Origin of the sequence: Nonomuraea sp. NPDC000554 (assembly GCF_040300065.1) — a bacterium.
In the GTDB taxonomy this organism is placed as follows: Bacteria; Actinomycetota; Actinomycetes; order Streptosporangiales; family Streptosporangiaceae; genus Nonomuraea.
Genome location: NZ_JBEPDC010000040.1, coordinates 56,243 through 78,265, shown reverse-complemented (window position 1 = coordinate 78,265; position 22,023 = coordinate 56,243). Strand labels below are relative to the sequence as shown.

General features: G+C 68.6%; 22 protein-coding genes. 12 read left to right on the top strand and 10 right to left on the bottom strand.

The features are described 5' to 3' along the window. Positions 1-16 precede the first annotated feature (16 nt). Positions 17-715, top strand: coding sequence for a TetR/AcrR family transcriptional regulator (locus tag ABT294_RS45965; protein WP_350812829.1), 699 nt, complete (start codon positions 17-19; stop codon positions 713-715). A gap of 436 nt (positions 716-1,151) precedes the next feature. On the opposite strand, the gene ABT294_RS45960 is transcribed toward ABT294_RS45965, so the two are convergent. Next, entirely contained in the window at positions 1,152-1,610 is a 459-nt protein-coding gene (locus ABT294_RS45960) for a MarR family winged helix-turn-helix transcriptional regulator (RefSeq protein ID WP_350812828.1), read from the bottom strand. Between the two features lie 63 nt (positions 1,611-1,673). Between ABT294_RS45960 and ABT294_RS45955 the strand changes: the two genes are divergently transcribed. The 3 genes from ABT294_RS45955 to ABT294_RS45945 are packed head-to-tail and all read left to right on the top strand — an operon-like array spanning position 1,674 to position 3,527. Next, positions 1,674-2,042, top strand: a complete 369-nt coding sequence (locus ABT294_RS45955) for a VOC family protein (protein WP_350812827.1) — start codon at positions 1,674-1,676, stop codon at positions 2,040-2,042. After that, entirely contained in the window at positions 2,029-2,892 is an 864-nt protein-coding gene (locus ABT294_RS45950) for an NAD(P)H-binding protein (RefSeq protein ID WP_350812826.1), read from the top strand. Before ABT294_RS45955 ends, ABT294_RS45950 begins: the two co-directional genes overlap by 14 nt. Beyond that, positions 2,889-3,527, top strand: coding sequence for an EVE domain-containing protein (locus tag ABT294_RS45945; protein ID WP_350812825.1), 639 nt, complete (start codon positions 2,889-2,891; stop codon positions 3,525-3,527). Before ABT294_RS45950 ends, ABT294_RS45945 begins: the two co-directional genes overlap by 4 nt. On the opposite strand, the gene ABT294_RS45940 is transcribed toward ABT294_RS45945, so the two are convergent. From ABT294_RS45940 to ABT294_RS45930, 3 genes are all read right to left on the bottom strand, one after another. After that, positions 3,420-4,271 (bottom strand): oxidoreductase, encoded by an 852-nt coding sequence (locus ABT294_RS45940; RefSeq protein ID WP_350812824.1) that lies wholly within the window; start codon positions 4,269-4,271, stop codon positions 3,420-3,422. The genes ABT294_RS45945 and ABT294_RS45940 overlap by 108 nt on opposite strands. 129 nt (positions 4,272-4,400) lie before the next feature. After that, a complete protein-coding gene (locus ABT294_RS45935) occupies positions 4,401-5,312 on the bottom strand; it encodes a helix-turn-helix transcriptional regulator (RefSeq protein ID WP_350812823.1) in 912 nt (303 codons plus the stop codon). 278 nt (positions 5,313-5,590) lie between these two features. Next, positions 5,591-7,747 carry a hypothetical protein gene (locus ABT294_RS45930; protein WP_350812822.1) on the bottom strand — a complete coding sequence of 719 codons (2,157 nt, stop codon included), beginning with the start codon at positions 7,745-7,747 and terminating at the stop codon, positions 5,591-5,593. 292 nt (positions 7,748-8,039) lie between these two features. Between ABT294_RS45930 and ABT294_RS45925 the strand changes: the two genes are divergently transcribed. Then, the gene (locus tag ABT294_RS45925) at positions 8,040-9,128 is read left to right on the top strand and encodes a M20 family metallopeptidase (RefSeq protein WP_350812821.1); all 1,089 of its coding nucleotides are present in this window, start codon (positions 8,040-8,042) and stop codon (positions 9,126-9,128) included. Here the strand turns inward: ABT294_RS45925 and ABT294_RS45920 are convergent. Next, complete coding sequence (locus ABT294_RS45920) at positions 9,069-9,833, bottom strand: TetR/AcrR family transcriptional regulator (RefSeq protein ID WP_350812820.1); 765 nt, start codon at positions 9,831-9,833, stop codon at positions 9,069-9,071. The genes ABT294_RS45925 and ABT294_RS45920 overlap by 60 nt on opposite strands. Positions 9,834-10,010: 177 nt before the next feature. On the opposite strand from ABT294_RS45920, the gene ABT294_RS45915 reads away from it, so the two are divergent. From ABT294_RS45915 to ABT294_RS45890, 6 genes are read left to right on the top strand one after another with little or no spacing between them, the layout of a single operon-like run. Further along, the gene (locus ABT294_RS45915) at positions 10,011-11,696 is read left to right on the top strand and encodes an ABC transporter substrate-binding protein (RefSeq protein WP_350812819.1); all 1,686 of its coding nucleotides are present in this window, start codon (positions 10,011-10,013) and stop codon (positions 11,694-11,696) included. Positions 11,697-11,703: 7 nt separating this feature from the next. After that, positions 11,704-12,669: an ABC transporter permease gene (locus ABT294_RS45910; RefSeq protein ID WP_192791940.1), complete on the top strand. Its 966-nt coding sequence runs from the start codon at positions 11,704-11,706 to the stop codon at positions 12,667-12,669. Beyond that, the gene (locus ABT294_RS45905) at positions 12,666-13,535 is read left to right on the top strand and encodes an ABC transporter permease (protein WP_350812818.1); all 870 of its coding nucleotides are present in this window, start codon (positions 12,666-12,668) and stop codon (positions 13,533-13,535) included. The genes ABT294_RS45910 and ABT294_RS45905 overlap by 4 nt, the downstream gene beginning before the upstream one ends. Next, positions 13,532-14,512, top strand: coding sequence for an ABC transporter ATP-binding protein (locus tag ABT294_RS45900; RefSeq protein ID WP_350812817.1), 981 nt, complete (start codon positions 13,532-13,534; stop codon positions 14,510-14,512). Before ABT294_RS45905 ends, ABT294_RS45900 begins: the two co-directional genes overlap by 4 nt. Next, on the top strand, positions 14,509-15,477 hold the full coding sequence (locus tag ABT294_RS45895) for an ABC transporter ATP-binding protein (RefSeq protein ID WP_350812816.1): 969 nt from the start codon (positions 14,509-14,511) through the stop codon (positions 15,475-15,477). Before ABT294_RS45900 ends, ABT294_RS45895 begins: the two co-directional genes overlap by 4 nt. Next, positions 15,467-17,296, top strand: a complete 1,830-nt coding sequence (locus tag ABT294_RS45890; RefSeq protein ID WP_350812815.1) for a S9 family peptidase — start codon at positions 15,467-15,469, stop codon at positions 17,294-17,296. The genes ABT294_RS45895 and ABT294_RS45890 overlap by 11 nt, the downstream gene beginning before the upstream one ends. A 23-nt stretch (positions 17,297-17,319) precedes the next feature. Here ABT294_RS45890 and ABT294_RS45885 read toward each other — a convergent pair whose 3' ends face one another. From ABT294_RS45885 to ABT294_RS45875, 3 genes are all read right to left on the bottom strand, one after another. Further along, complete coding sequence (locus ABT294_RS45885) at positions 17,320-18,210, bottom strand: alpha/beta fold hydrolase (RefSeq protein WP_350812814.1); 891 nt, start codon at positions 18,208-18,210, stop codon at positions 17,320-17,322. Between the two features lie 8 nt (positions 18,211-18,218). After that, positions 18,219-19,247: a tartrate dehydrogenase gene (locus ABT294_RS45880; RefSeq protein WP_350812813.1), complete on the bottom strand. Its 1,029-nt coding sequence runs from the start codon at positions 19,245-19,247 to the stop codon at positions 18,219-18,221. Positions 19,248-19,309: 62 nt separating this feature from the next. Beyond that, positions 19,310-20,188 (bottom strand): LysR family transcriptional regulator, encoded by an 879-nt coding sequence (locus ABT294_RS45875; RefSeq protein WP_350812812.1) that lies wholly within the window; start codon positions 20,186-20,188, stop codon positions 19,310-19,312. Here ABT294_RS45875 and ABT294_RS50960 point away from each other — a divergent pair. After that, a complete protein-coding gene (locus ABT294_RS50960) occupies positions 20,144-20,491 on the top strand; it encodes a hypothetical protein (protein ID WP_502912229.1) in 348 nt (115 codons plus the stop codon). The two genes, ABT294_RS45875 and ABT294_RS50960, sit on opposite strands and share 45 nt — an antisense overlap. Here the strand turns inward: ABT294_RS50960 and ABT294_RS45865 are convergent. Both ABT294_RS45865 and cpt read right to left on the bottom strand, forming a co-directional pair. Then, positions 20,484-20,963, bottom strand: coding sequence for a hypothetical protein (locus ABT294_RS45865; RefSeq protein WP_350812811.1), 480 nt, complete (start codon positions 20,961-20,963; stop codon positions 20,484-20,486). The genes ABT294_RS50960 and ABT294_RS45865 overlap by 8 nt on opposite strands. 378 nt (positions 20,964-21,341) lie before the next feature. Further along, positions 21,342-22,004: a chloramphenicol phosphotransferase CPT gene (gene cpt / locus ABT294_RS45860; RefSeq protein ID WP_350812810.1), complete on the bottom strand. Its 663-nt coding sequence runs from the start codon at positions 22,002-22,004 to the stop codon at positions 21,342-21,344. Positions 22,005-22,023 lie beyond the last annotated feature (19 nt).

The following is a 22,023-nucleotide window of genomic DNA, read 5'->3' as shown; positions in this document are numbered from 1 at the left end:
TGGTACGCTGGAGTCCATGAAGGACGTGCCCCCTGCCCCGGCCCCACCGACCGGATCCCGCCACCGCGGAGGGCGTCCGCCGCGCATCAGCCGGGAGCAGATCCTGCGGGCCGCGGAGCGGTTCGCGCCCGAGGACCTGTCGATGTCGTCGCTCGCCGCAGCGCTCGGGGTGACCCACTCGGCGCTTTACAACTACTTTCCGTCCCGCTCCGCTCTGCTGGCCGCGATCACCGCCGAGGCCGCAGGCCGCCTCGAGATACCATCTCCAGATGATCGGTCCTGGCAGGAGTGGCTCGTCGAAGCGGCGTTCGCCCATCGCAGCCTGTTCATGGACCATCTCGGCAGCCTCGACGCAGTCACCGCAAAGCTGACCGCCATGGGTGCACCTCTGCTCGAGACATTCACGACGGTCTTGTCGGCGGCCGGCTTCACCCCCGAGCAGGCCAACGACGCGTTCCAACTCTTCTCCGCCTGCTGCCTGGGTAGCGCTGTGACGGCCCGGCGTCGGCCGCACTTCAAAGGCGACGACGCCAGTGCCTACCATGCCTGGTTGGACAATTTCGGCATCTCCGAGGACTCTCCGATCCGCGCCTACGTTCCCGTCTGGATCGAATACGACGTCGACCGCGGCTTCCAACGCAACATCGAGACGGTGATCGATGGGCTGTCCGCAAGCCTCGCAGCCGACCGGGCGGCCACCCCGGCTGTCCGGTAATCAACGCGGTCCTGGTCGAGGCCGCGGGTGCCAGCGTGCAGATGCGGGAGATCGGTGAGGCGGGCGGTAGTGATCCACCTATAGCGCGTCAAAACTCCCGCATAGGGTCTGATCTGGGGTTTCACCAGTCGAGCTAAGCAGCTCGGCGGTTGCACCTGCCGAAAACTCCGTCCACCCAGGTCAAGCGGCACTTTAATACCCCTCGAGGACTTCGCTGAGCCTGTCTCGTCGGCGTATGGTCAGGTCGGCGAATCACCCTGGATCGGCAATCCGATCCGGTAGGGAACATGGCGACGCTCCCCGGCTCGGCATAATGTGGCTCTTCGCCGAAGAGGGTGTAGTCGAGGTCTGTCGGTTTCCGAGGTCCGTCCGCACGGTTTTTCATGCTCGGCTGCACCCCTGTCCGGGCGCGACGAGACGTGCGCCGGGGAACGGGCTATGCACCGTCGTTGCCGCCGCGCAGGGAATGGATCATGCTCTGCAGGATCCGGAACGCGTCTGACTGCTCGGTCTCGGTCATGCCGGCCAGCATTCTGACCTCGACGGACCGGACCGCTACGGTCGCCTTCTCCAGGCTCCGTCGGCCGCGAGGCGTGAGCCGCGCGGGAAGAACCTTCCCGACGGGCGCCTCCGCAGGCCTGGTCACGTAGCCCTCTCGTTCCAGGGCCTGGAGCAGCACGTTCATCGACTGCCGTGTCACGAACGCGCCACGCGCGAGCTCGGAGTTCGACAAGCCCGGCCGTTGAGCCAGCAGCTCGAGGCAGGAGTAGTGCGTCACGCTCATCCCGAGTGGCCGCAGCACCTCTTCCATGGCTGCACGGAGGGCGCTCGAAGCTTCTTTCAGCAGGTAGCCCAGCGACTTGTCCAGGTCGACGCCGACGCCGTCTTGATTCATGTCAGTATTCTGACATACATTGGTCCGTGTCAGGAATCTGACACGAAGAGAAGGAGCATCATCTTGCCCGCCATTGGCCCCGACTTCATCTCGCTGCAAGCGCGTGACCTCGACGCTTCGCAGGCGTTCTACGAGCAGTACCTCGGCCTCGTCCGCTCGCAGGCCGGGCCTCCGCACGCCGTCGTCTTCGAGACGAAGCCGATCGCCTTCGCGCTCCGCGACGTCATTCCCGGCACCGACCTCGCATCCGTTGCCCAGCCCGGCATCGGTGCCGCGATCTGGCTCCACGCCACCGACGTCCAGGCCATCCACGATGCTCTCGTCGCCGACGGTCACACCATCGTCTCCGCACCGATTGACGGCCCCTTCGGCCGGACATTCACCTTCGCCGACCCCGACGGCTACCAGATCACTCTCCATGACCGTGCCTGAGGCGAGCACCCTGGTTTTCGGGGCTACCGGGGCACTCGGTCGCCACGTCCTGGACGCGCTAGTCGCTCGGGGAATCAGTCCCGAAACGATCACCGCGGTCGGTCGGAAACAATTGCGCCTCGGGGAACTCGCTTGCGCCGGGTTCAGCACTGCCGCCGTCGATCTGTCGGATTCGGTCGGCGTCGCAGAACTGGTTGCCAGGCACTCTGACATTGTGTTGATCTCGGGCAGCGACCCGAATCGCCTTGCTCAGCACGAGTCGGTCATCGAGGCTGCGAAGAACGCGAATGTCCGACACGTCTACTACACCAGCGGAGTTCGAGCCGACGATGACCGGTTCGAGATCAATGCGGACCACAGGGCGACAGAGGAAGCTCTTACCGCTTCCGGTGTGACGTACACGATCCTGCGGAACACCTGGTACATCGAGAACTACATTCAGGCGCTGGCAGGCCCCCGCTTCACCGGCGTTCTCGCCGCGGCGACCGGTGATGCTGTTGTTGCGGCAGCCAGCCGGAAGGACCTGGCTGAGGCATTGGCCATCGTTGTCACCACAGATGGGCACGGCAATGTCACTTACAGCCTCTCAGGCGACACGAACTTCACCTACGCCGACATTGCCGAAGCGATGTCGGTCGTGCTGGAGCGAGAGGTCACTTACCAGCCTGTCACTCCCGAAGAGCTGCAGGTAGCGCTCATCAATTCGGGGATGGACGGCGAGCTGGCCGGCTTCTTGGTAAGTCTCGATGAAACCATCGCTGCCGGGGTTTTTGCTCGGGTCGGTGACGATCTTTCTCGACTCCTCGGCAGGCCGACGACCGGCCTTGTTGAGGGAATGACGGCAGAGTGAACGGTGGGGCCGGCGCGGGCGAGTCGGCAACCTCGGCTCGCGCCGCCCCTTCTCCCGATCAGCGATTCTGGATCAACACCGTCAGTCTGGATCACGTTGAAGCGGCCATCCAGGGAGGCTTCACGCAAGCGGACCACGGTGCTGGCACGCGTCTTCGCCAGCCACGTCCTGGCGATGAGATGGTTTTTTACTCGCCGCGCACGAACTTATGGAGAGGTAGACCCGTCAGGCAGTTCACCGCGTGGGCCACAATCACCGGCGACAAGCCTTACCAGGTCCATGTCAGCGACGACTTTCGGCCATGGCGGCTTGCGGTTACATTTCACGCTTGCGAGCGAGTGGATGCGAAGCCACTTGTCGATCGGTTGTCATTTGTCACGGACCCCGCTCATTGGTTTCGCCGTGGATTGTTTCACATTCCGCGGCGGGATTTTTCGACGATCACCGCGCACATGGTCGCGCTGTCTCCGGGTGGGTCGGTAGCCGCAGCGCCGTTACCGGACGCTGTCTTGGTGAATTGTCCAGTGTCAGGCGACTGTTACTCCGCCTTCGGTGGAGTCGGTGGAGCGGCTGAGTTTCTCCCAGGCGTCGAAGTCGTCCTGGACGCGTTGGCGCCCGGCGGTGACCAGGCGTAGCGCGTCCGAGCCGAGCAGGATGTGCACGGGAGGCTTCTCTGCGTCCAGGAGGGTGAGGATGGCGTCGCCCGCGCGATCGGGGTCACCGATGCCCTGACCCGCGAGGGCCTGGCGGCGGGTCCGGATCGGGTCGAACAGTGCGTCGTAGTCGGCGATGCTGCGTGGTGCGCGGACCAGTGACCTCCCTGCCCAGTCGGTTTTGAACGCGCCGGGAGCTACGGCGGTGACCCGCACGCCGAACTGGGTGACCTCTTGGGCGAGGGTGTCGGTGATGCCTTCCAGGGCGTGTTTGCTGCCTTCGTAGAACGCCAGTCCGGGGAAGGTGGTGTGCCCGCCCATCGAGGTGATGACGAAGATGTGGCCGCCGCGCCGTTCCCGCATGCCGGGTAGGACCGCTTTCACGGTCGCTACCGTGCCGAATACGTTGACCTCGAACTGGCGGCGCAGATCGGCCATCGATGACTCTTCGAAGGTGCCTTCGAGCCCGTAGCCCGCGTTGGCCACGAGCACTTCGATCGGGCCCAGTTCCGCTTCGGCGGCCCGCACCGTGGGCTCGATCCGGTCCGCGTCGGACAGGTCGAGGATGAAGGCCCGGGCGCGGTCGGGGTCCAGTGCCTGGAAGGCGGCCGCGTGCTGCTCGGTGCGCATGGTGCCCGCCACCCGGTGCCCGGCCGCCAGGGCTCGTCGGGCGATGGCCAGTCCGAGGCCGGTGCTGACGCCGGTGATCAGGAATGTCTTGCTCACTACGGGTGTCCTCTCGTGGATGAGTGTCAGGCCGCGGGGCATGCGTGGGCACGGCGGCATCGACCCCGCGGGTATGGCGGGGTCGTGTCTGGGTGGTGTTGGTGCTGGATCGCCCGGTTCGGGCGGTGGTCAGGACTCGGCGGCGGTGTCCCGGGTAGTCGCGGTGGCGGGTTCGCTGCCCCAGCTGGCCAGCAGTCGCAGGCGCTCCTGAGATGGCGAGCCGGACGGCGCGCAGTAGACGACGAGCGATTGGCCCGGGTCGGCGACCGAGGTGAAGATCTCGTACTGCAGTTCCAGGTCACCGGCGACAGGGTGGTGGAGGCGTTTGAGGCCGGTGCTGCGTTCCTGGACGCGGTGTTCTGACCACCACGCCGGGAACTCGGGTGAGCGCATCATCAGCTCACCGATCAGGGTGGCGATGTGCTGGTTTCGCGGCTGGGCGGCGGCGGCCAGCCGCAACCCATGCACGTAGTCGCGGGCGACGCGTTCCCAGTCGCACCACACCAGGCGAGCACGCGGATCCAGCAGCGTCCAGCGCGCCATGCTGCGTTCCCGGCGCGGCAGCTCGGCCACATCGGGAAACAGCAACGCCCACAACGTGTTCCCGCCGACGACAGTGAGGTTCCGGTCGCTGACAAAAGCAGAAGCCAGATCCATCGACTCCAGCACCTGTCGCAGCGCCGGTCGTAGCCGTGACGAGTGCTCGGCCCGGTCCTTGCGCCCGGCTGTGGTGCCCGCGAGGGCGAACAGATGCCGCCGCTCGATGTCATCGAACCGCAGCGCGTCGCAGAGGGCATGCAGTACCTGCTCGGACGGCTGCCGGGCGCGGCCTTGTTCCAGACGGGTGTAGTACTCGGTACTCACCCCGGCCAGCTGCGCGACCTCACCGCGCCGCAGACCGGCGACCCGGCGACCGGCGCCGAACTCGACCGGCAGACCGATCTCATCCGGCGTGAGTCCAGCACGGCGGGCCCGCAGGAAGTCGCCCAAGTCGTTGTTGCCCATGCCCCAAGTCTGCTCTTCACCCAGCCGGTCAACCAAGGGCATGGCTGGCCCTGCCAGTACTACACACCAGGTCGTGCGAGGCCGCGAGCCTGGGCAAGGTCCGCCGAGAAGAGGTCGTGGTCATATTCCGACGAGACTTCTCGATAAACGCTGAGCCGCAGGTCAGCGGCCATACTCGGCCTGGCTGGCGGCGCCGGAAGCGGGCCGGAGCGGATTGTCGGCCGCCTCGGCGCCCTCGTAGGCGATGGCCGCGATCCGCTCGGCACTCATGTACTGGGTGAACAGGCTGATGCCCTTATGAAGGGTCCGGATCCCTACTCTTCGTCCGAGTCTTCGAGAAGCTCGCGCACTTCGCTGACTTCGGTCGGGACGTCTTCCGTGGGCCAGCTCGCGGCGAGGGCCTGGATCATCGGACGGTGCTCTTCGAACGTCTCGTCCCGTGCGAGGACCAGGGCGGCGGCCGCCTGGATCTCCAGCTCGGGACAGCGGGTCGCGCTCAAGAGGACGTCGACGGAGTTGTCGCTCCGAAACTCCCCCAGCAGATACAAGGCCTGACTGCGCTCGCTCATCGGGACGGCTTCGTCGCACACGATGTCCCCAAGGGCCTGGACGAGCCGGGGGTGGGAGTGGTCGACGGACCAGAGCACGTCTCTCACGGTGTCGAGGACCTGGTCGCGAAGCGAGTCGGCGCTCTCGAGCGAGTCGGCGAGCACGGACAGGTCGTCCTTCGCGGCGATCCTCAGCGCCGACAGGGCGGTGAGGTGGGCGGCGCGGGGACCGTACGCGCGGCTGAGCTCGGGCGGGGACGGCGGCTGCCGCAGGATCTCCTGTATCAGCGTGAGGACGAGCGCCCTCGCCGGTTGCCGGGCCTCTTCGCCACCTCGTGCGAGGGCGCCGTCCGCGTCCCACCAATGGTCTAGGGCGATGCCGACGGCGGCCACGTCGCCGCTTTCGAGCATCGTGCGCATGGCGTCGTGGTACGACTCGTCCGCCGTGGGGAGGCGCAGCCTTCTGTGCGCGCTGTGCAGGTCCGGGTCCTGGAGCCGGTGCCCCTCCCAGTGAACGCTGTGCGGCTTCCCGAAGACCAGGTCGATGGGGTTCTGGCCCCAGAAGCGCACCGGAGGACGCTCCTCCCAGCTTTCGGCCAGGTCTTCCATGACCGCACGGTGGCGGTCCAGGCCGCCGGTCTTCACCAGGTAGGAGACCGCGTGCACCTGCACGTCTGGCTCCCCCTCGCGGATCGCACGCAGAAGGACGTCGTCGGCGCCCGCGCCGAGCCCGTCGGCCAGGATCCGGATCGCCGTCTCCTTGGTGCCGTGGGAGGCAGAGGACGGGTGGAAGATCACACCGCTCACCGCCTCGACGAGCCGGGCGTCCGCAGTCTCGGCCTCGTCGAAGAGCCCGTACGCCATCCAGATGGCCTCATGCCGGACGGTGTCGGAATCCGTCCGGCCGAGGATGTCCACCAGCAGGTCGGCGTCACCCGGTTTCGCGTGCTGCGCCCCGATCATGTTCAGCGCGCTCACCTCGGCGGGCGAGATCGGACGACGGAGCACCTCGCGGGCGCGCTCCAGAACCTCGGGCAGGTAGGCGTCCGCCAGGTCGGAGTCGTCCAGGACGTGCCGCAGCCCCTCCCAGCATTCGTAGTGGTCGAGCGCGATGCCCACGGCGACCGGGTCGTCGCTGCGCAGCAGCGTGGTGAACGCCTCCAGACACGTTTCGTCGGTCAGTGGGAACCGCAGCTCGTCGTGAGCGTTCCGGAGGGCCGGATCGTCCAGGTAGGCGTCCTTCCAGTACGTGCTGTGGAAGCCCACGAGCGCATCACGAACGTCCCTGGAAAAGGGGCCCGCGTCCTCCGGCCAGGAGTCGACGAGCTGCTGGAGCAGCTCGCGGTGCACACGAACCTTCTTGGACGATGTCAGCTGCCCGGCGGCGCTGACCTGGACCTTGAGGTCGCCGGACTCGGTAAGGCGGATGAACAGTTCCTCCACCTCGGGCATGTCGAGACCGCCCAGGGCATGGATCGCGGAGCCGCGATCCCGCGCGTCCAGGCTCTCGTCGAGGGCGATCGCGCGGACGGCCGCCAGGAGCCGAGGGTTCGGCTCCTCCGCGTCCTCGAGAGCAGTGGACGCGGCCATCACCCCTTCCTCCCGCAGCCCGGGGTCCGAGGTGGTTTCCAGAATCTCGGCGATCCGGTCGGCGTCCTCGTCTTCACCGAGGTGCCACACCATGGTGAGCGACCAGGAGAGCGCCCGATGCCGGTTCTCGTCGTCGAGCGTGGACGACCGGTCCAGGAGGTCGCGGGCGACGAAGAGTACCTCGTTGTTCAGTGGCCAGTACGGGTTGTCCACTCCCCACCTGGTGTCCGCCTGCGCCTGCTGATAATCGCTCAGCGCATCGCACACGACGCCGAGGTCGCCACTGTGCAGCCGCTGACTGAACTCCCCGAGAAACGACGCTTCATCCGACATAGGGCCACCTCCATGATCGGCTCACCAGACTGGCAGACCCGTCTGCCCCACGTCCTCCCGTTTTCAAGGCTCCCTTCGCCCCAGCCGGAGCCGGTTCGCATGCCGGGCCCGCTGGGCAGCGCACGGCTTTGAGTAGCAGGTCCTGAAGGGTTTTCTGCTCCTCGTAGAACAGGCCGGCCAGCGGCGAGCTGATGGGGGCGGGGCGGGCTGTCATGCCGGTCCGCCCCGCGCCGCAAACGAGTCATGACCTTAGCCCTTGAGATAGTCAATGCTCATGACTACAGTTCTGGCCATGGATCATGCCTTGCTGCGCGAGCGCCTTTCCGCCCTGGTGGCCGTTGAGTCGCCATCCGGTCACGCCGAGGGGCTGGAGCGGTGTTATGCCCTGATGCGATCTTGGGGGGAGTCGCTGCTCGGCAGGCCGGCGGAGATCGTCGCGGTAGGCGGGACTCCGCACATGCTGTGGCGTGCGCCCGCAGAGGGTGGGGTGCTGCTGCTCGGTCATGCCGATACGGTGTGGCCGCTCGGCACGATCACCCGCCGTCCGTTCCGCGCCGAAGGCGGTCGCGCGTATGGTCCGGGTGTTTTCGACATGAAGGCCGGGCTGGTCACGGCGTTCGCCGCGCTCGCCGAGTGCCGTGATCCCACCTCGGTGGGCATCCTGATCACCGGCGACGAGGAGATCGGCTCTGCGACCTCGCGGGCGCTGGTCGAAGACATGGCCGGCGCCTGCGGCGCCGTACTCGTACTGGAGCCCAGCCAGGCAGGAGCGCTCAAGACGGCCCGCAAAGGCGGGTCGTTCTACAGCGTCGACATCACCGGCAAGGCAGCCCACGCGGGACTGGAGCCGGAACGCGGGGTCAACGCGCTGCTCGAACTCGCCGCGCAGGTAGTGGCCGTGTCGGAGCTGGCCGACCCCGAGCGTGGTACGACGGTCACCCCGACGGTCGCGCGCGCGGGCACCGCCACGAACACCGTGCCCGCGCAAGCGCACCTGCGCGTGGACGTCCGCGCTTGGGAACTGGCGGAGTTGGCGCGCGTTGACGAGCGCATGCATGCGCTCGCCCCGACCGTCCCGGGAGCGGTGGTCCGGGTCGACGGCGAGATCAACCGTCCGCCGCTGGAGCCCGCGAGCTCCCGGGAACTGTACGCGGCGGCCCGCAAGGCCGCGGCGCGCCTCGGACTGCCCGATCCCGAAGAGGTCGCGGTGGGGGGAGCGTCCGACGCCAACTTCACCGGCGCGCTGGGAATCCCCACGCTCGACGGCCTCGGCCCGCTGGGGGACGGCGCCCACGCGGAGCACGAGTGGGTCGACCTGGCCTCACTCGCCGACCGGGCGCGACTCGTCGCCGCTCTGATCGACACGCTGACGCGCTCGTGACCGTTCGGCGCGCACCTCGATCGCGTCGAGCATCATCTCCAGGCCGACGTCGAAGGCGGACGGGCCGCCGAGGCTCGGGAGCCGGTCAGCATAGTGGGCGATAGCGGGGTACATGTCGGCGTCGAGCTGCCGGTACTCCACCTGCCAGGCGAGCTCGTCCCTGCGCCGCACCTCTGGGTCGAGCGCATGGACGGCCGCCTCCAGGCTCGCCACGGAACGCACGAAACTGCCGAACGCGCGCTGCACGAGCGCCACCTCCTCGTCGTCGACTCCGGCCCGCCGTACAGCGTCCAGGGCGAAGTCGACGCTGGAGAATTCCGTGGGTCGTCGCGTGGTGCGCATGACCATCTGCTGGGCGAACGGCGCATAGCGGAGGTAGTGCTCGCGTACCCGCTGGGCGATGTCGCGCAGGTCGGCGCGCCAGTCGTCGGTGGGCGTGACGGTGCCGCCGTAGGAGCGGGCTCTCAGGCTGTCGACCAGTTCGAGAAGCAGTTCGTCCTTGTCCTTGAAATGGCGGTACAGCGAGGTCGGGTGGGCCTCGAGCTCGCTTCCGAGCTCCTGGAAGGTCAGCGCGTCCAGGCCGTCGCGCAAAGCGATCTTCTCGGCTGCCGCGAGGATCACCTCCCGGTTGAGGCTGTCACGCGCGCGCCGTGGCCGCGCCTCCGCCTTGGAACGCTTCTCCTTCGACTGGCGTGCTGATGCCACCAAAGCCTCCCTCGTCGACCGATGAGCCACCGCCGGTTCACGCATTTTCGCACCACCTGATCGGAGTACCGGACTAAAGCATAGTCAACGCGACTGACTAGAAACATGCCTAATACCCTTGCCTGGCTTTTGACTTGCCAATACTCTCCCTCTCATCACCCCCAGAAAGGTCAGAGCATGAGCACCAGGTTCAGACTCGGAGCAATGGGGCTCGCCGCCCTCGCCCTCCTCGCGGCCTCGTGCACGAGCGGAGGCACCGGCACGGCCCTGAAGTCCGATGCCCGCCCCGCGGCGGCCGCGCCGGTGCGTCAGGGGGGAAGCATCGTCATCGGCGCCGAGCAGGAACCGGACTGCACCGACTGGATCGCGAGCTGTGCCACCTCGATCTGGGGCACCTGGATCATGGACATCCCGACGATTCCACGGGTGTTCGAGCCCAGGAAGGCCGACGGCACGTGGGGACTGGCGGCCACGAACGTCATGGCGTCAGAACCCGAGGTCGCCGCAGGGCCGCCGCAGAAGGTCACCTACCGGATCAACCCGGCGGCCGTATGGTCGGACGGCGAGCCGATCACGTCGGAGGACTTCGCCTATACGGCACTGGCGATCCGCGACGGCAAGGACGTCCTGAACCGGACCGGGTACAGCCACGTCACCAAGATCGACACGCCTGGTCCCAAGACGGCGGTCGTCACGTTCGACGCTCCGTACGCGAACTGGAAGGGCCTGTTCAGCGACAGCAGCGGCCTGCTCCCCAGCCACCTGCTCAAGGGCAAGGACCGCAGCGCCCTGATGAAGGACGGCTACACCTGGAGCGGAGGCCCATGGAAGATCGAGTCCTGGACGAAGGGCGTCTCGGTCGTCCTCGTGCCGAACGCGAACTACTGGGGTGACAAGCCCAAGCTCGACAAGGTCACCTTCCAGTTCACGGCGGACACCGCCGCGGCGTTCCAGGCGTTCAAGACCGGCCAGCTCGACGCGCTCTACCCCACGCCGCAGCTCGATTCGATCGACCAGATCAAGAGCGGGCTGCCCAACGCGAGCTCGATCGTCGATCCCGAGTCGGGCAACCTTGAGGCGATCTGGTTCAACAACGCCAAAGCGCCCTTCGACTCCGTGACGTTCCGCAAGGCCGTCTCGCACGCGATCGACCGCAAAGCGGTCGTCACCCGCCTGTACGGCGCGCTCGGCGTCAACGAACCCGCCCAGAGCGCGCACACCCCGCTCGTCGGCCGCTACGGGGGCTCCGACTTCGCCCAGTACACCCCCGACCTCGCCAAGGTCGACTCCCTGATGCGGGGCGACGGATGGGCCAAGGGATCCGACGGCATCTGGGCCAAGGCGGGAAACCGGGCGACGTTCTCCGTCAGCACGATGACCGGCAACAAGCGCCGCGAGCTGACCGAGCAGATCCTGCAGGAGCAACTGCGCGCCGCCGGCTTCGAGGTGAAGATCGACAACACCTCGGCCACGGACCTGTTCGCGAGCAAGCTCCCCAAGGGCGACTTCCAGATGGGCCTGTGGACCCTCGTCGACACCTTCCCCCAGCCCTCGCTCGAAGCGTCCTTCTCATCGAGCGCGGTTCCCACCGAAGACAACGGCTACTCCGGGCTCAACATGTCACGTATCGACCTGCCCGGCCTCGACAAGGTCCTCGACACGGCCGCGTCGTCACTCGACGAGGCCAGGCGCGTCGACGTCTCCCGCCAGGCGGACAAGCTTCTCGCCGACTCCGCCGCCCTCCTGCCGCTCGACGTGATCCCCAACATCCTGCTGTGGAACAACAAGATCGGCGGTCCGCTGGCCATCGACCCCGCGCGCGGTCCGTTCTGGAACCTCGCCCAGTGGGGCCTGGCGAGCTGAGACGCCGATGTTCGCCTACCTCGCACGGCGGCTGCTCTACTCCGTCCCCGTCGTACTCATCGCCTCCTTCCTGCTCTTCTGGGCGGTCAGGATCGCTTTCGACCCGCTGGCCAAACTGCGCGGCGGGCGCGACCCCGGCGCGCTCGCCCGCGCGGCGGAGCGCCTCGGCCTCGACCAGTCGATCCCCGTGCAGTACTGGCACTGGCTCACGCGGTTCGTCACCGGCGACTGGGGAGTCAGCTCGCGTACGGCGGGCCCGGTTCACGGCCTGATCCTGCCCGCGCTCGGCACCACCCTGCAGCTGATCGTCTGGGGTGTGCTCGTCGCCGCGGTGATCGCGCTGGCCGTCGGCGTCTACTCGGCGGTGCGGCAGTACTCCGCAGGCGACCTGGCCTTCACCGGGCTGTCCTACCTCGGCGTCGCGATGCCGCCGTTCTGGCTCGGGCTGATCCTCATCCAGATCCTCGCGGCCTGGCCGCAGGAACTGCTCGGCCTGACCGATCCCCCGCTCTACTTCGTGGGCCTGCACTCCCCGGACGGCGGCGGCCCGCTCGACTACGCGCGCCATCTCGTGCTGCCCGTGCTGACGCTGACCGTGGGCCTGGTGGCGAGCTGGAGCAGGTTCACTCGGGCGACAATGCTCGACGCCCTCACCAGCGAGTACGTGCGGACCGCGCGGGCCAAGGGAGTGCCGAAGCGCCGGATCGTCACGCGGCACGCCCTGCGCACCGCGCTCGGCCCCTTCGTCAGCGTCACCGCCGTGGACGCCGGCCTGCTGTTCGGCGGGCTCGTCGTCACCGAGCAGATCTTCGCCATCCAGGGCATGGGCCGGTTGTTCCTCGACTCCCTGCTCGCGGGCGACGTGTTCGTCCTCGTGCCGTGGACGCTGGTGATCGCGGTGGTCGTGATCGTGTTCAACCTGCTCGCCGACCTCGCCTACGCCGTACTCGATCCGAGAGTGAGACTCCGATGACCGCGGCGTCTTCGTCAGAACGCACCCCGTGGCAGCTGGCCCGCCGGCGGTTCCTGCGCCACCGTCTGGCCGTGGCCGGGCTCACGGTGCTCGTGCTCCTGCTGCTCGGCTGCTTCGGGGCGGACCTGATCGCCCCCTACGAACGCGGCGCCCAGAACCTGGCACTCGGACCCATGCCACCGTCGGCGGCGCACTGGTTCGGCACCGACGAACTGGGCCGCGACTACCTCACCGAGCTCCTCTACGCCGGGCGGATCTCGCTGGCGATCGGCCTGTCCGTCGCCGTGCTCGCGACCGTCGTGGGCACCGCGCTGGGCGCCGCGGCGGGCTTCTTCGGCGGCTGGGCAGACGAGATCATCATGCGGGTCACGGACCTGTTCATCGTCCTGCCCGCGATCGTGGTCCTGGCGGTCGTGCTCCAGGGCGCCGGCCGTTCCCCGGTCGTGATCGTCCCGGTGCTGGCGGCCATCGGCTGGACCACCGTGGCCAGGATCGTGCGCGGCCAGGTGCTGTCGCTGCGGGAGAAGGAGTACATCGCCGCGGCGACCGTGCTCGGCGTGACTCGGCCGCGCATCATCGTGCGACATATCCTGCCCAACCTCACCGGCGTCATCGCCGTGAGCACCTCGCTCGGCGCGGCGAGCGCGGTGATCGTCGAATCGACGCTCTCCTTCCTGGGGTACGGCGTGCAGCCTCCGGACTCCAGTTGGGGCAACCTGCTGAGCCAGGCGTCCGGGCTGATCGGCACCGGCAAGGTCTACCTGCTGTACTTCCCCGGCCTGTTCATCCTCCTGACGGCGCTGGCCATCAACTTCCTCGGCGACGGCCTCAGAGACGCCTTCGACCCGAACGGAGCACGCCCGTGAACGCCCTGCTGGAGGTCGACGACCTCACCGTCCAGCTCCCCACGGACAGCGGCACGGTCGCGGCCGTCACCGGGCTCTCGTTCTCCGTCGCGCCCGGCGAGACGCTCGGAATCGTCGGCGAGTCGGGCTCAGGCAAGAGCGTCACGTCGATGGCGGTGCTCGGGATCCTCCCCGGCCGCGCCCGCGTCACGGGGTCGATCCGGTTCCGCGGCGAGGAGCTCTTGGGCCGCTCCGAGTCCCAACTCCGCACACTGCGGGGCAGCCGCATCGCGATGATCTTCCAGGACGCGCTGACCGCGCTCACGCCGGTGCACACCGTCGGCGCGCAGATCGCCGAGGCCATCAGCGTGCACGACCCCTCGGTCACCCGCTCCGCGCTGCGTGAGCGGGTCGTCGAGCTCCTCGACCTGGTCGGCATCCCCTCGCCCGCCAAGCGCGCGAACCAGTACCCGCACGAGCTGTCCGGCGGCATGCGGCAGCGCGTCATGATCGCGATGAGCATCGCCAACGAACCGGATCTGCTCATCGCCGACGAGCCGACGACCGCCCTCGACGTGACCGTGCAGGCGCAGATCCTTGACGTGATCAGACGGATCCAGCAGCGCACGGCGACCGCGCTCATGCTGATCACCCACGACCTGGGCGTGGTGGCCGGCGTCGCCGACCGGGTGCTGGTGATGTACGCGGGCACGAAGGCCGAGGAGGCCGCCGTCGAACCGATCTTCTACGCGCCCGCCCACCCCTACACCAGGGGTTTGCTGGCCTCGCTCCCCCGGCTCGACGCCCGCCACGGCGAACGGCTCTACCAGATCCCGGGCCAGCCCTCGCGGGCGCCGGGCTGCCCGTTCCATCCGCGCTGCGAGCACGCCCGCGCCGGTCTGTGTGACACGACGGTCCCGGCGCCGGTCCGGATCGGCGAGGGACACACGGCGTCCTGCCTGCTTACGGCTGAGCTGGAGGAGGTGCGGCCGCGATGACGGCGCTGCAGGTCACGGACCTCGTCAAGACCTATCCGGTACGCGATGGGGTGTTCCGCCGCCGGTCCGGCACCGTGCAGGCCGTCTCCGGGGTGTCGCTGCGGATCGAGCGGGGCAAGACGCTCGGGCTCGTCGGGGAGAGCGGCTGCGGGAAGTCCACGCTGGCCGCGTGCCTGGTACGGCTGGTCGAACCGACCTCGGGCCAGGTGCTTCTCGACGGCACCGACTTCACGGCGCTGCCGTCCGCCCGGTTGCGTCAGTCACGGCGGCGCATCCAGATGGTCTTCCAGGATCCGTACGCCTCGCTCAACCCCCGCATGACCGTCCGGGCGATCCTCACCGAGGCGCTCGAGACCCACGGCCTCGACACCGGGCGCGTCCCCGAACTGCTGGATCTTGTCGGACTCGACCCCCGGCACGCCGGACGGTTCCCGCACGAGTTCTCCGGAGGGCAGCGCCAGCGCGTCGGCATCGCCCGCGCGCTCGCCGTCGAGCCCGACGTGATCGTGCTGGACGAGCCGGTCAGCGCGCTGGACGTCAGTATCCAGGCCGGCGTCATCAACCTCCTGGAGGACCTCCAGGACCAGCTCGGGCTGACCTACCTCCTGATCGCGCACGACCTGTCGGTGGTACGGCATGCCAGCGACGAGGTGGCCGTCATGTATCTCGGCCGGATCGTCGAGCAAGGACCGCCGGACGAGCTCTACCAGCGTCCCCGCCACCCCTACACCCAGGCACTGCTGTCGGCGGTGCCGATCCCCGACCCGCGGGCCGAGCGCGCCCGCCGCCGGATCGTCCTGACCGGCGACGTCCCGAGCCCGACCGACCCCCCGTCGGGCTGCCGCTTCCGGACCCTCTGCCCGAAGGCAAGCTCGATCTGCGCCGCCGAGGTCCCCCCGCTCGTCACCGACGCGCGGGGCCACGGCGTCGCCTGTCACAAACCGGAGTTGATCAATGTCCTCTGACGCTTGGCGCGACCGCTTCAACACTCCGATCATCCAGGACATCCGTCCTTGTCCCGGCGACCTCAACCTCGAAATGATCTACGCGGCGGGCCTCAGCGACGCCGAGGTGTCCATCTGGAATCCGGCCACCGGCGAGACCCTGCGGGTGCCGGACCTGCCGCCGCACGTCGCGACCCCGCTGCCCGCCGCGGACGGACGGTCCGTACTGGTGCTGCACGACGAGGACGGCGGCGAGGTCGGCCATCTGTGGTCCTACCCGGTCGACGGCGAACCCGTCGACCTCACACCCGAGCTGCCCCCTTACACGCTTCGCGGCATCGACGTCGCGCGCGACGGCTCGGCGGTCGTCATCGCGACGGTCAACGACGAGGGATTCACGCTCTATCACCTGACCGGCGCAGCCGCCCACCGGCTCTACCGCAGCAGGAACGAGGCCTGGAACAGCCTGGTCTCCGCTGACGGAGCGCTGGCGAGCATCGACACCACGGACCACAACCCCGGCATCCGCCGCTTCGCCGTCACGGTGCTCGACACCTCCGACGGCGCGGTGCTGGCGTCGGCCTCGGACGGGCCGCTCGCGCCCGTGCGCGGGGTCCGGTTCTCGCCGGTCGCGGGAGACCCCCGGCTGCTGCTGAGCACGGAACGCACCGGGTTCGCGCGGCCCGCCGTGTGGAACCCCCTCACCGGTGCGCGGACCGACGTCGAGGCGCCCGAGCTGACGGGTGACCTCGTCCCGCTCGACTGGTCCGACGACGGCGCCCGGCTGCTGCTCGTCCACGTCGACAGCGGCATCCACCGCGTGTACGAATACGACCTCCAGGCCGGTCGGCTGCTGCGCGTGTCCCATCCTGACGGCGCCTACTTCTTCCCTGAGGTGGCGTGCGCGGTGACCAACCAGTGGGGCTCACATTACGGGCCCGGTGGTCAGATCCGGCTGCTGTGCCAGCGCGCCGACCTGCCCTTCGAGGTGCTCGCCCTGGACCGTGGCGAGAGCGAGCCGCGCAGCGTCCTCGCCCCGCAGAACGTCGTGCCGGGGATCCCGCTGCGTTCGGTCACCGTCACCTCCAAGGACGGGACCGCGCTGCAGTTGTGGGTCGCGGCGCCGGAGGGCGCGAGCGGGCCGGTGCCGCTGATCCTGCGGGTGCACGGCGGCCCGAACCTCGCCGACGTGGGCGGATACCATCCCGCCGCGCAGGCGTGGCTGGCCGAGGGCTTCGCCTACGCGTCGCTGAACTACCGGGGTTCCGTCACCTTCGGCAGGACGTTCCGCGAAGGGTTCTGGGGAGCCGTCGGTGACCGCGAGTTGGAGGACGTCGAGGCGGCCTGGCGGTGGCTGGTCGACGAGGGCATCGCCGACCCTTCGGCCGTGTTCATGACCGGTTCCTCCTACGGCGGCTTCCTGACGCTGCTCTCGCTCGGCCGGCTCCCGGACCTGTTCGCGGGCGGGTTCGCCTTCATCGCGCTCGCCGACTGGAAGCTCGCCTACGAGGACATGCACCCCGCCCTGAAGGCGGCCTGGCGCGGGTTCCTGGGTGGCCGGCCTGAGCTCGCCGAAGAGCGGTTCCGGCTGAGCTCACCCATGACCTACGTCGAGGACGTGCGGGCGCCCGTGCTGATCAATCAGGGGCGTCACGACACCCGCACACCGGCCCGGCAGGCCGAGGAGTACGCGCGGCGGCTGCGTGCCGCCGGCGGTGACGTGCTGCTGCGCTTCTTCGAGGGCGGGCACGGACCCGTCGGCAACGACGGGGTGGTGGGCAAGATCGAGCTGGAGCTGGAGCTGGCCCGCAAGGCGCTGCGCGGGGAACGCTGGTCCTGAGGGCCCCTGGCCAGGACCCGGTCTCAGGTCCTGGCCAGGAACGCCTCTAGCTCTGCGGTGACGAGGGCCGGGGCTTCCTCCGGCAGGTAATGGTCGCTGGGCAGCGCCGTACCGCTGACGTGGTCGGCGTATTCCCGCCAGACCTTCAGGACGTCATAGTTGCGGCCGACGAAGCTGTGCTCGCCCCACAGCGCCAGCACCGGGCAGCGCACGCGCCGGCCCGCCGCCGCGTCGGCCTCATCATGCTCCAGATCGACGCCGGCCGCCGCCCGGTAGTCGGCGCACGACGCGGCGATCGCGGCGGGGTCGGAGAAGCAGCGGACATACTCCCGGACCGCGGCCTCGTCGTAGGCGGCGCCGCCGGAGTGCCGTGCCGTCATCCGGCTGCGGATCCAGAACTCGGGATCGTTGCCGATCAGCCGCTCGGGGATGCCGTTGCCGGCGGCGAGGAAGAACCAGTGGTAGTAGCCGAGGCCGAACGCGGCGTCGGCGTGCGCGAACGTGTGCCGGGTCGGCACGACGTCCAGGACGGCCAACGCCCGGACGGCGCCGGGATGGTCGAGGGCCATCCGGTGGCCCACCCTCGCTCCTCGGTCATGGCCGACCACGGCGAAGCGGTCGAATCCCAACTCCCGCATCACGCCGACCTGGTCGCGGGCCATCACCCGCTTGGAGTAGACGTCGTCGGTGACCGGCTCCGGCTTGGCGCTGTCGCCGTACCCGCGAAGGTCGGTCAGCACGACCGTGTGACGGGACGCCAGCGCCGGGGCGACGTCGTGCCAGATCAGGTGCGTCTGCGGGTAGCCGTGGAGGAGCAGCACGGGCGGCCCGTCACCCCCGACGACCGTGTGAATGGCGAGGCCGTCCACGTCGACGGCGCGTGACTGGAACGTGCTGGGCAGCGGGACGCTCATGCCTTCCTTCAAAGGGCTTCGATGATCGCGCGGGTCATGTCCTCGGTGCCGGCCGTGCCGCCGATGTCGGGGGTGCGGACGTCGGTCTTGGTGAACACGCTCTCGATGGCCGCCATGAGATTCGCCGACGCCTCGGGGTGCCCCAGATGGTCGAGCATCATCGTGGCCGTCCAGATCGCGCCGACCGGGTTGGCGATCCCCCGGCCCGCGATGTCCGGCGCCGACCCGTGGACCGGCTCGAACATCGACGGGTAGGCCCGCGTCGGGTCGATGTTCGCGGCGGGCGCGAGGCCGATGCTCCCCGCGACGGCGGCGGCGAGGTCGGACAGGATGTCGCCGAACAGGTTGGACGCGACGATCACGTCGAACTGAGCCGGATCGAGCACCAGCTTGGCGCACAGCGCGTCGATGTGCTCCGAGCGCAGCGTCACTGCGGGGCGCTCGGCGACCCGTTCGGCGACGATCTCATCCCAGAACGGCATCGTGTGGATGATCCCGTTCGACTTCGTCGCGGACGTCAGCCGCCCGCCACGCCGCTCGGCCAGGTCCAGGGCGTAGTCGGCGACACGGGTAACCCCCACCCTGGTGAACACCGACTCCTGCACCGCCATCTCGGCCGGAGTCCCCTGGTACAGGCGTCCGCCGATCTCGCTGTACTCGCCCTCGACGTTCTCACGCACCACCACCAGGTCGATGGCCTGCCGCCCGTCGAGCGCCCGGATCGGCCGCAGGTTCACGAACTGCTGGAACCCCCGGCGGATCGGGATCAGCAACCCCCACAGCGACACATGATCGGCCACACCGGGCCCGCCCACCGCGCCCAGGAAGATCGCGTCATGGTGACGGATGAGATCGAGCCCGTTGGCGGGCATCATCGCGCCCTCGGCCGAATATCGCGCGCAGGACCAGTCAAACTCGTCGTAGGTGAGGCCGATGGCGTGCCTGCGGCCGACGGCGTCGAGGACGGCACGGGTCGCGCCGCACACCTCGACACCGATTCCATCCCCGGGGATCACAGCGATGCGGTGAGAGTGCATGGCACCGATTCGAGCAGCCACGCCAGGTCGCGTCCAATATCTGCTACCTATCTGACCGATCGTCACTGCCTTTCGGTGGCCATATCCAGGAACGCGCGCGATGCAGGACCGAGCCCGCCCTCGTGGCTGACGTAGGCGACCTCAAGGTGGAAAGCAGGATCGAGGTCTGCGACGACGGCGCCCGCCCGCTCGGCGACCTCCCGCCACGACTCGGCCAGAACGGCGATGCCGCTGCCTGCGAGCACCAACGGCAGGATCGCCTCACGGTGTTCAGTCTCCACCGCGATCGTCAGCTCGACGCCGGATTCGATCAGCGCGTCGACGACCGCGCGCATCCCCGTACCGGTCTGCCCGGCGATCACGCGCAGGCCGGACAGGTCGCTCGTCGCCACCCGCGCACCCGTCTGGAACGGCTCGGCGGCCGACGTCACGACAACGAAGCGCTGCCGAGCGACCGGATGCAGCCCCACGCCGGGCCGCTCCGGGAGCCCTACACCGGCCAGCAGGCCCAGCTCCGTCCGGCCGGTACGCACGGCCTCCACCACCTCATCCGCGGTGGCACCAGCGCGGACCACCACCCGAACGCCCGGGTACTGCGCGGTGAAGCGGGTGATCACCCCGGCGAGCGGGGCGATGGTCTGTGACGGCATCGCCGTGATCTGCAGCCGGCCGGTCCGCAGCCCGCGCACCGCCTCGACAGACTCGACGGCCAGGCCCAGCGCGTGGACGGCCATCCGCGCGGGCCCGACCAGTTCCCGGCCCGCCTCGGTCAGCACCACCCCGCGGCCGACCCGGTGGAACAGAGCGTCGCCCATCTCGCGCTCCAACTGCTTGATTGACTGCGACAACGAGGGTTGCGCGACATAGAGCACCTCCGCCGCGCGGTGGAATCCACCGTGGTCCACGACCGCGAGAAAGCGCTCGAGCTGCCGGAAGTCCATCGCAGGATCATCCCGTTTCCGGCGACGCGGGTCCAGGAAACGCGCCACCGCCTGACCGGCGGCCAGACGAGCGCGGCGCGGGCGGCCGCACGTCACGAGCAGACGCTGAGCGCGGCCCCCGCGCTGTGGAGTCTGATCACCGGCGTGACAGGAACGGAACGCCGTCGAGCGCCTGAGCAACCGGCTGAAGACTGGCGCGGCATCGCCACACGTGACGACAAGACGCCCGAGAGCCATCTCGCCGGCCTCGAACTCCGCGCCTCGACGATCTGGCTCGAAGATCTCTTGCAAGCAGCTAGTTGAAGCAGTCCTGATTATTGAGGGCGATGCCGTACTCGGCGACCTTGCTGTGCGCGACGCCGAAGCTGTAGTAGGCCTTCTTGTTGCCGGGGACCGTGATCACGTAGTAACCGTGGATGTCCTTCTTGATGTGCCGGTAGGCCGCCTTCAACTGCTCGGTGGTGGAGCCGATCTTGATGCCTTCCGGCGTCGTCATGCCCTTCGCGGCGAAGATGGCCGCTACTCCCAGCTTCGGCGAGATGTAGATGCCGGTCGAGTCCTTGGAAGTCGGGGACTTCTTCAGGTCCCAGCCGGAGCAGCCACCGTCGCCCGGTGTCTTCTTGACGACCTCCCCCGTCGCCATGGCCTGCTCGACGGTCATGCCGAGCTTGACGGCACCGTAGCCGTAGGGACCCAGCGTCGGCTTCGTCTGGGCGTCCGCCATGGTGGCACCGGAGACCAGCAGCGCGCCGGCGAGGAGCGAGGCCCCGATCATCGTCTTCATCATGCTCTCTTCGACTACGGGGGGCCGGTAAAGGTTCGACGCAATATGCGGCCTGTACCGCGTCAAAGCGCAGCCACGATGGCTTTGACCTGTGGTTTGACGGGTCCGTCGGTGCAGACAAGATCGCGTCTTGCGCTCGTTCGCCTGCTCTGTCTGAGCGTGCTCCGAGTGTTCGGCCGGCTGATGGTGCTCGGCCGCAGCCAAGCATCGGAGGACGCGGAAATCATCGTGCTGCGTCACGAGACAGCGGTGCTGCGGCGTCAGATCGCGCGGCCGAAGCACGCCAAACCCCAGGTCAGCCCCAACGGCCGAGTTTCGGGCACCCACAGGTCGACCCGCCGGTCGATGAGTGGTTCCAAGCGGAAACGTTCACCGGCTCGCGGTTGTGTAAGCAGCGATGATCTTCGCGCACGCCAGCGACTCGGTGCGCGTGGTGTCCACTTCCAGGCCATAGACCATGCCGTCGTGTACCGCCTCCGCCTGGGCCTCGGCCATGCCCAGGACGCGGTCTCCCCGAGCCCGCTCGCGCTGGGCGGCCACCGCGCCGTCACATCTGACGCCGACCCACAGGACGTCGAGTCCGCCGAGGACTTTCTGCCACTCCTGCTGGGACTCCGCTCCCCCGAGAAGGACGTCGTCGATGATGACCCGGGCTCCAGCGCGGGCCATCGAGGCGATGCCCTCCCGCCACGCCGTCTGCAGCTTCAGGAACTCCGGCCCGACGGTCACGCCGCCGTCGGAAGCGATCTTGATTCCGGCCTCCGATGTCATCATGGATTCGGGCATCACCCCGATCAGCGAGTCGACACCTCCGATGGCAAGCCAGGGCTGCGGCAGTACGGCCTGCAGGTTCCGGACGATCGCGGACTTGCCCGCGCTGGATCCACCATTGAGCAAGATCACCTGTGTTGTCACGGCGTACACGATAGGGGCCACCGCAAGGCGCTCGTTGGAGAAATGTTCGCCCTCGCGCAGCGCATCGTTCCCAGCAGGCAGCGGTTCAGGAGCTCGCGGCGCCAGGTCTGCACCCACCGCTCCACGACCGCGTTCA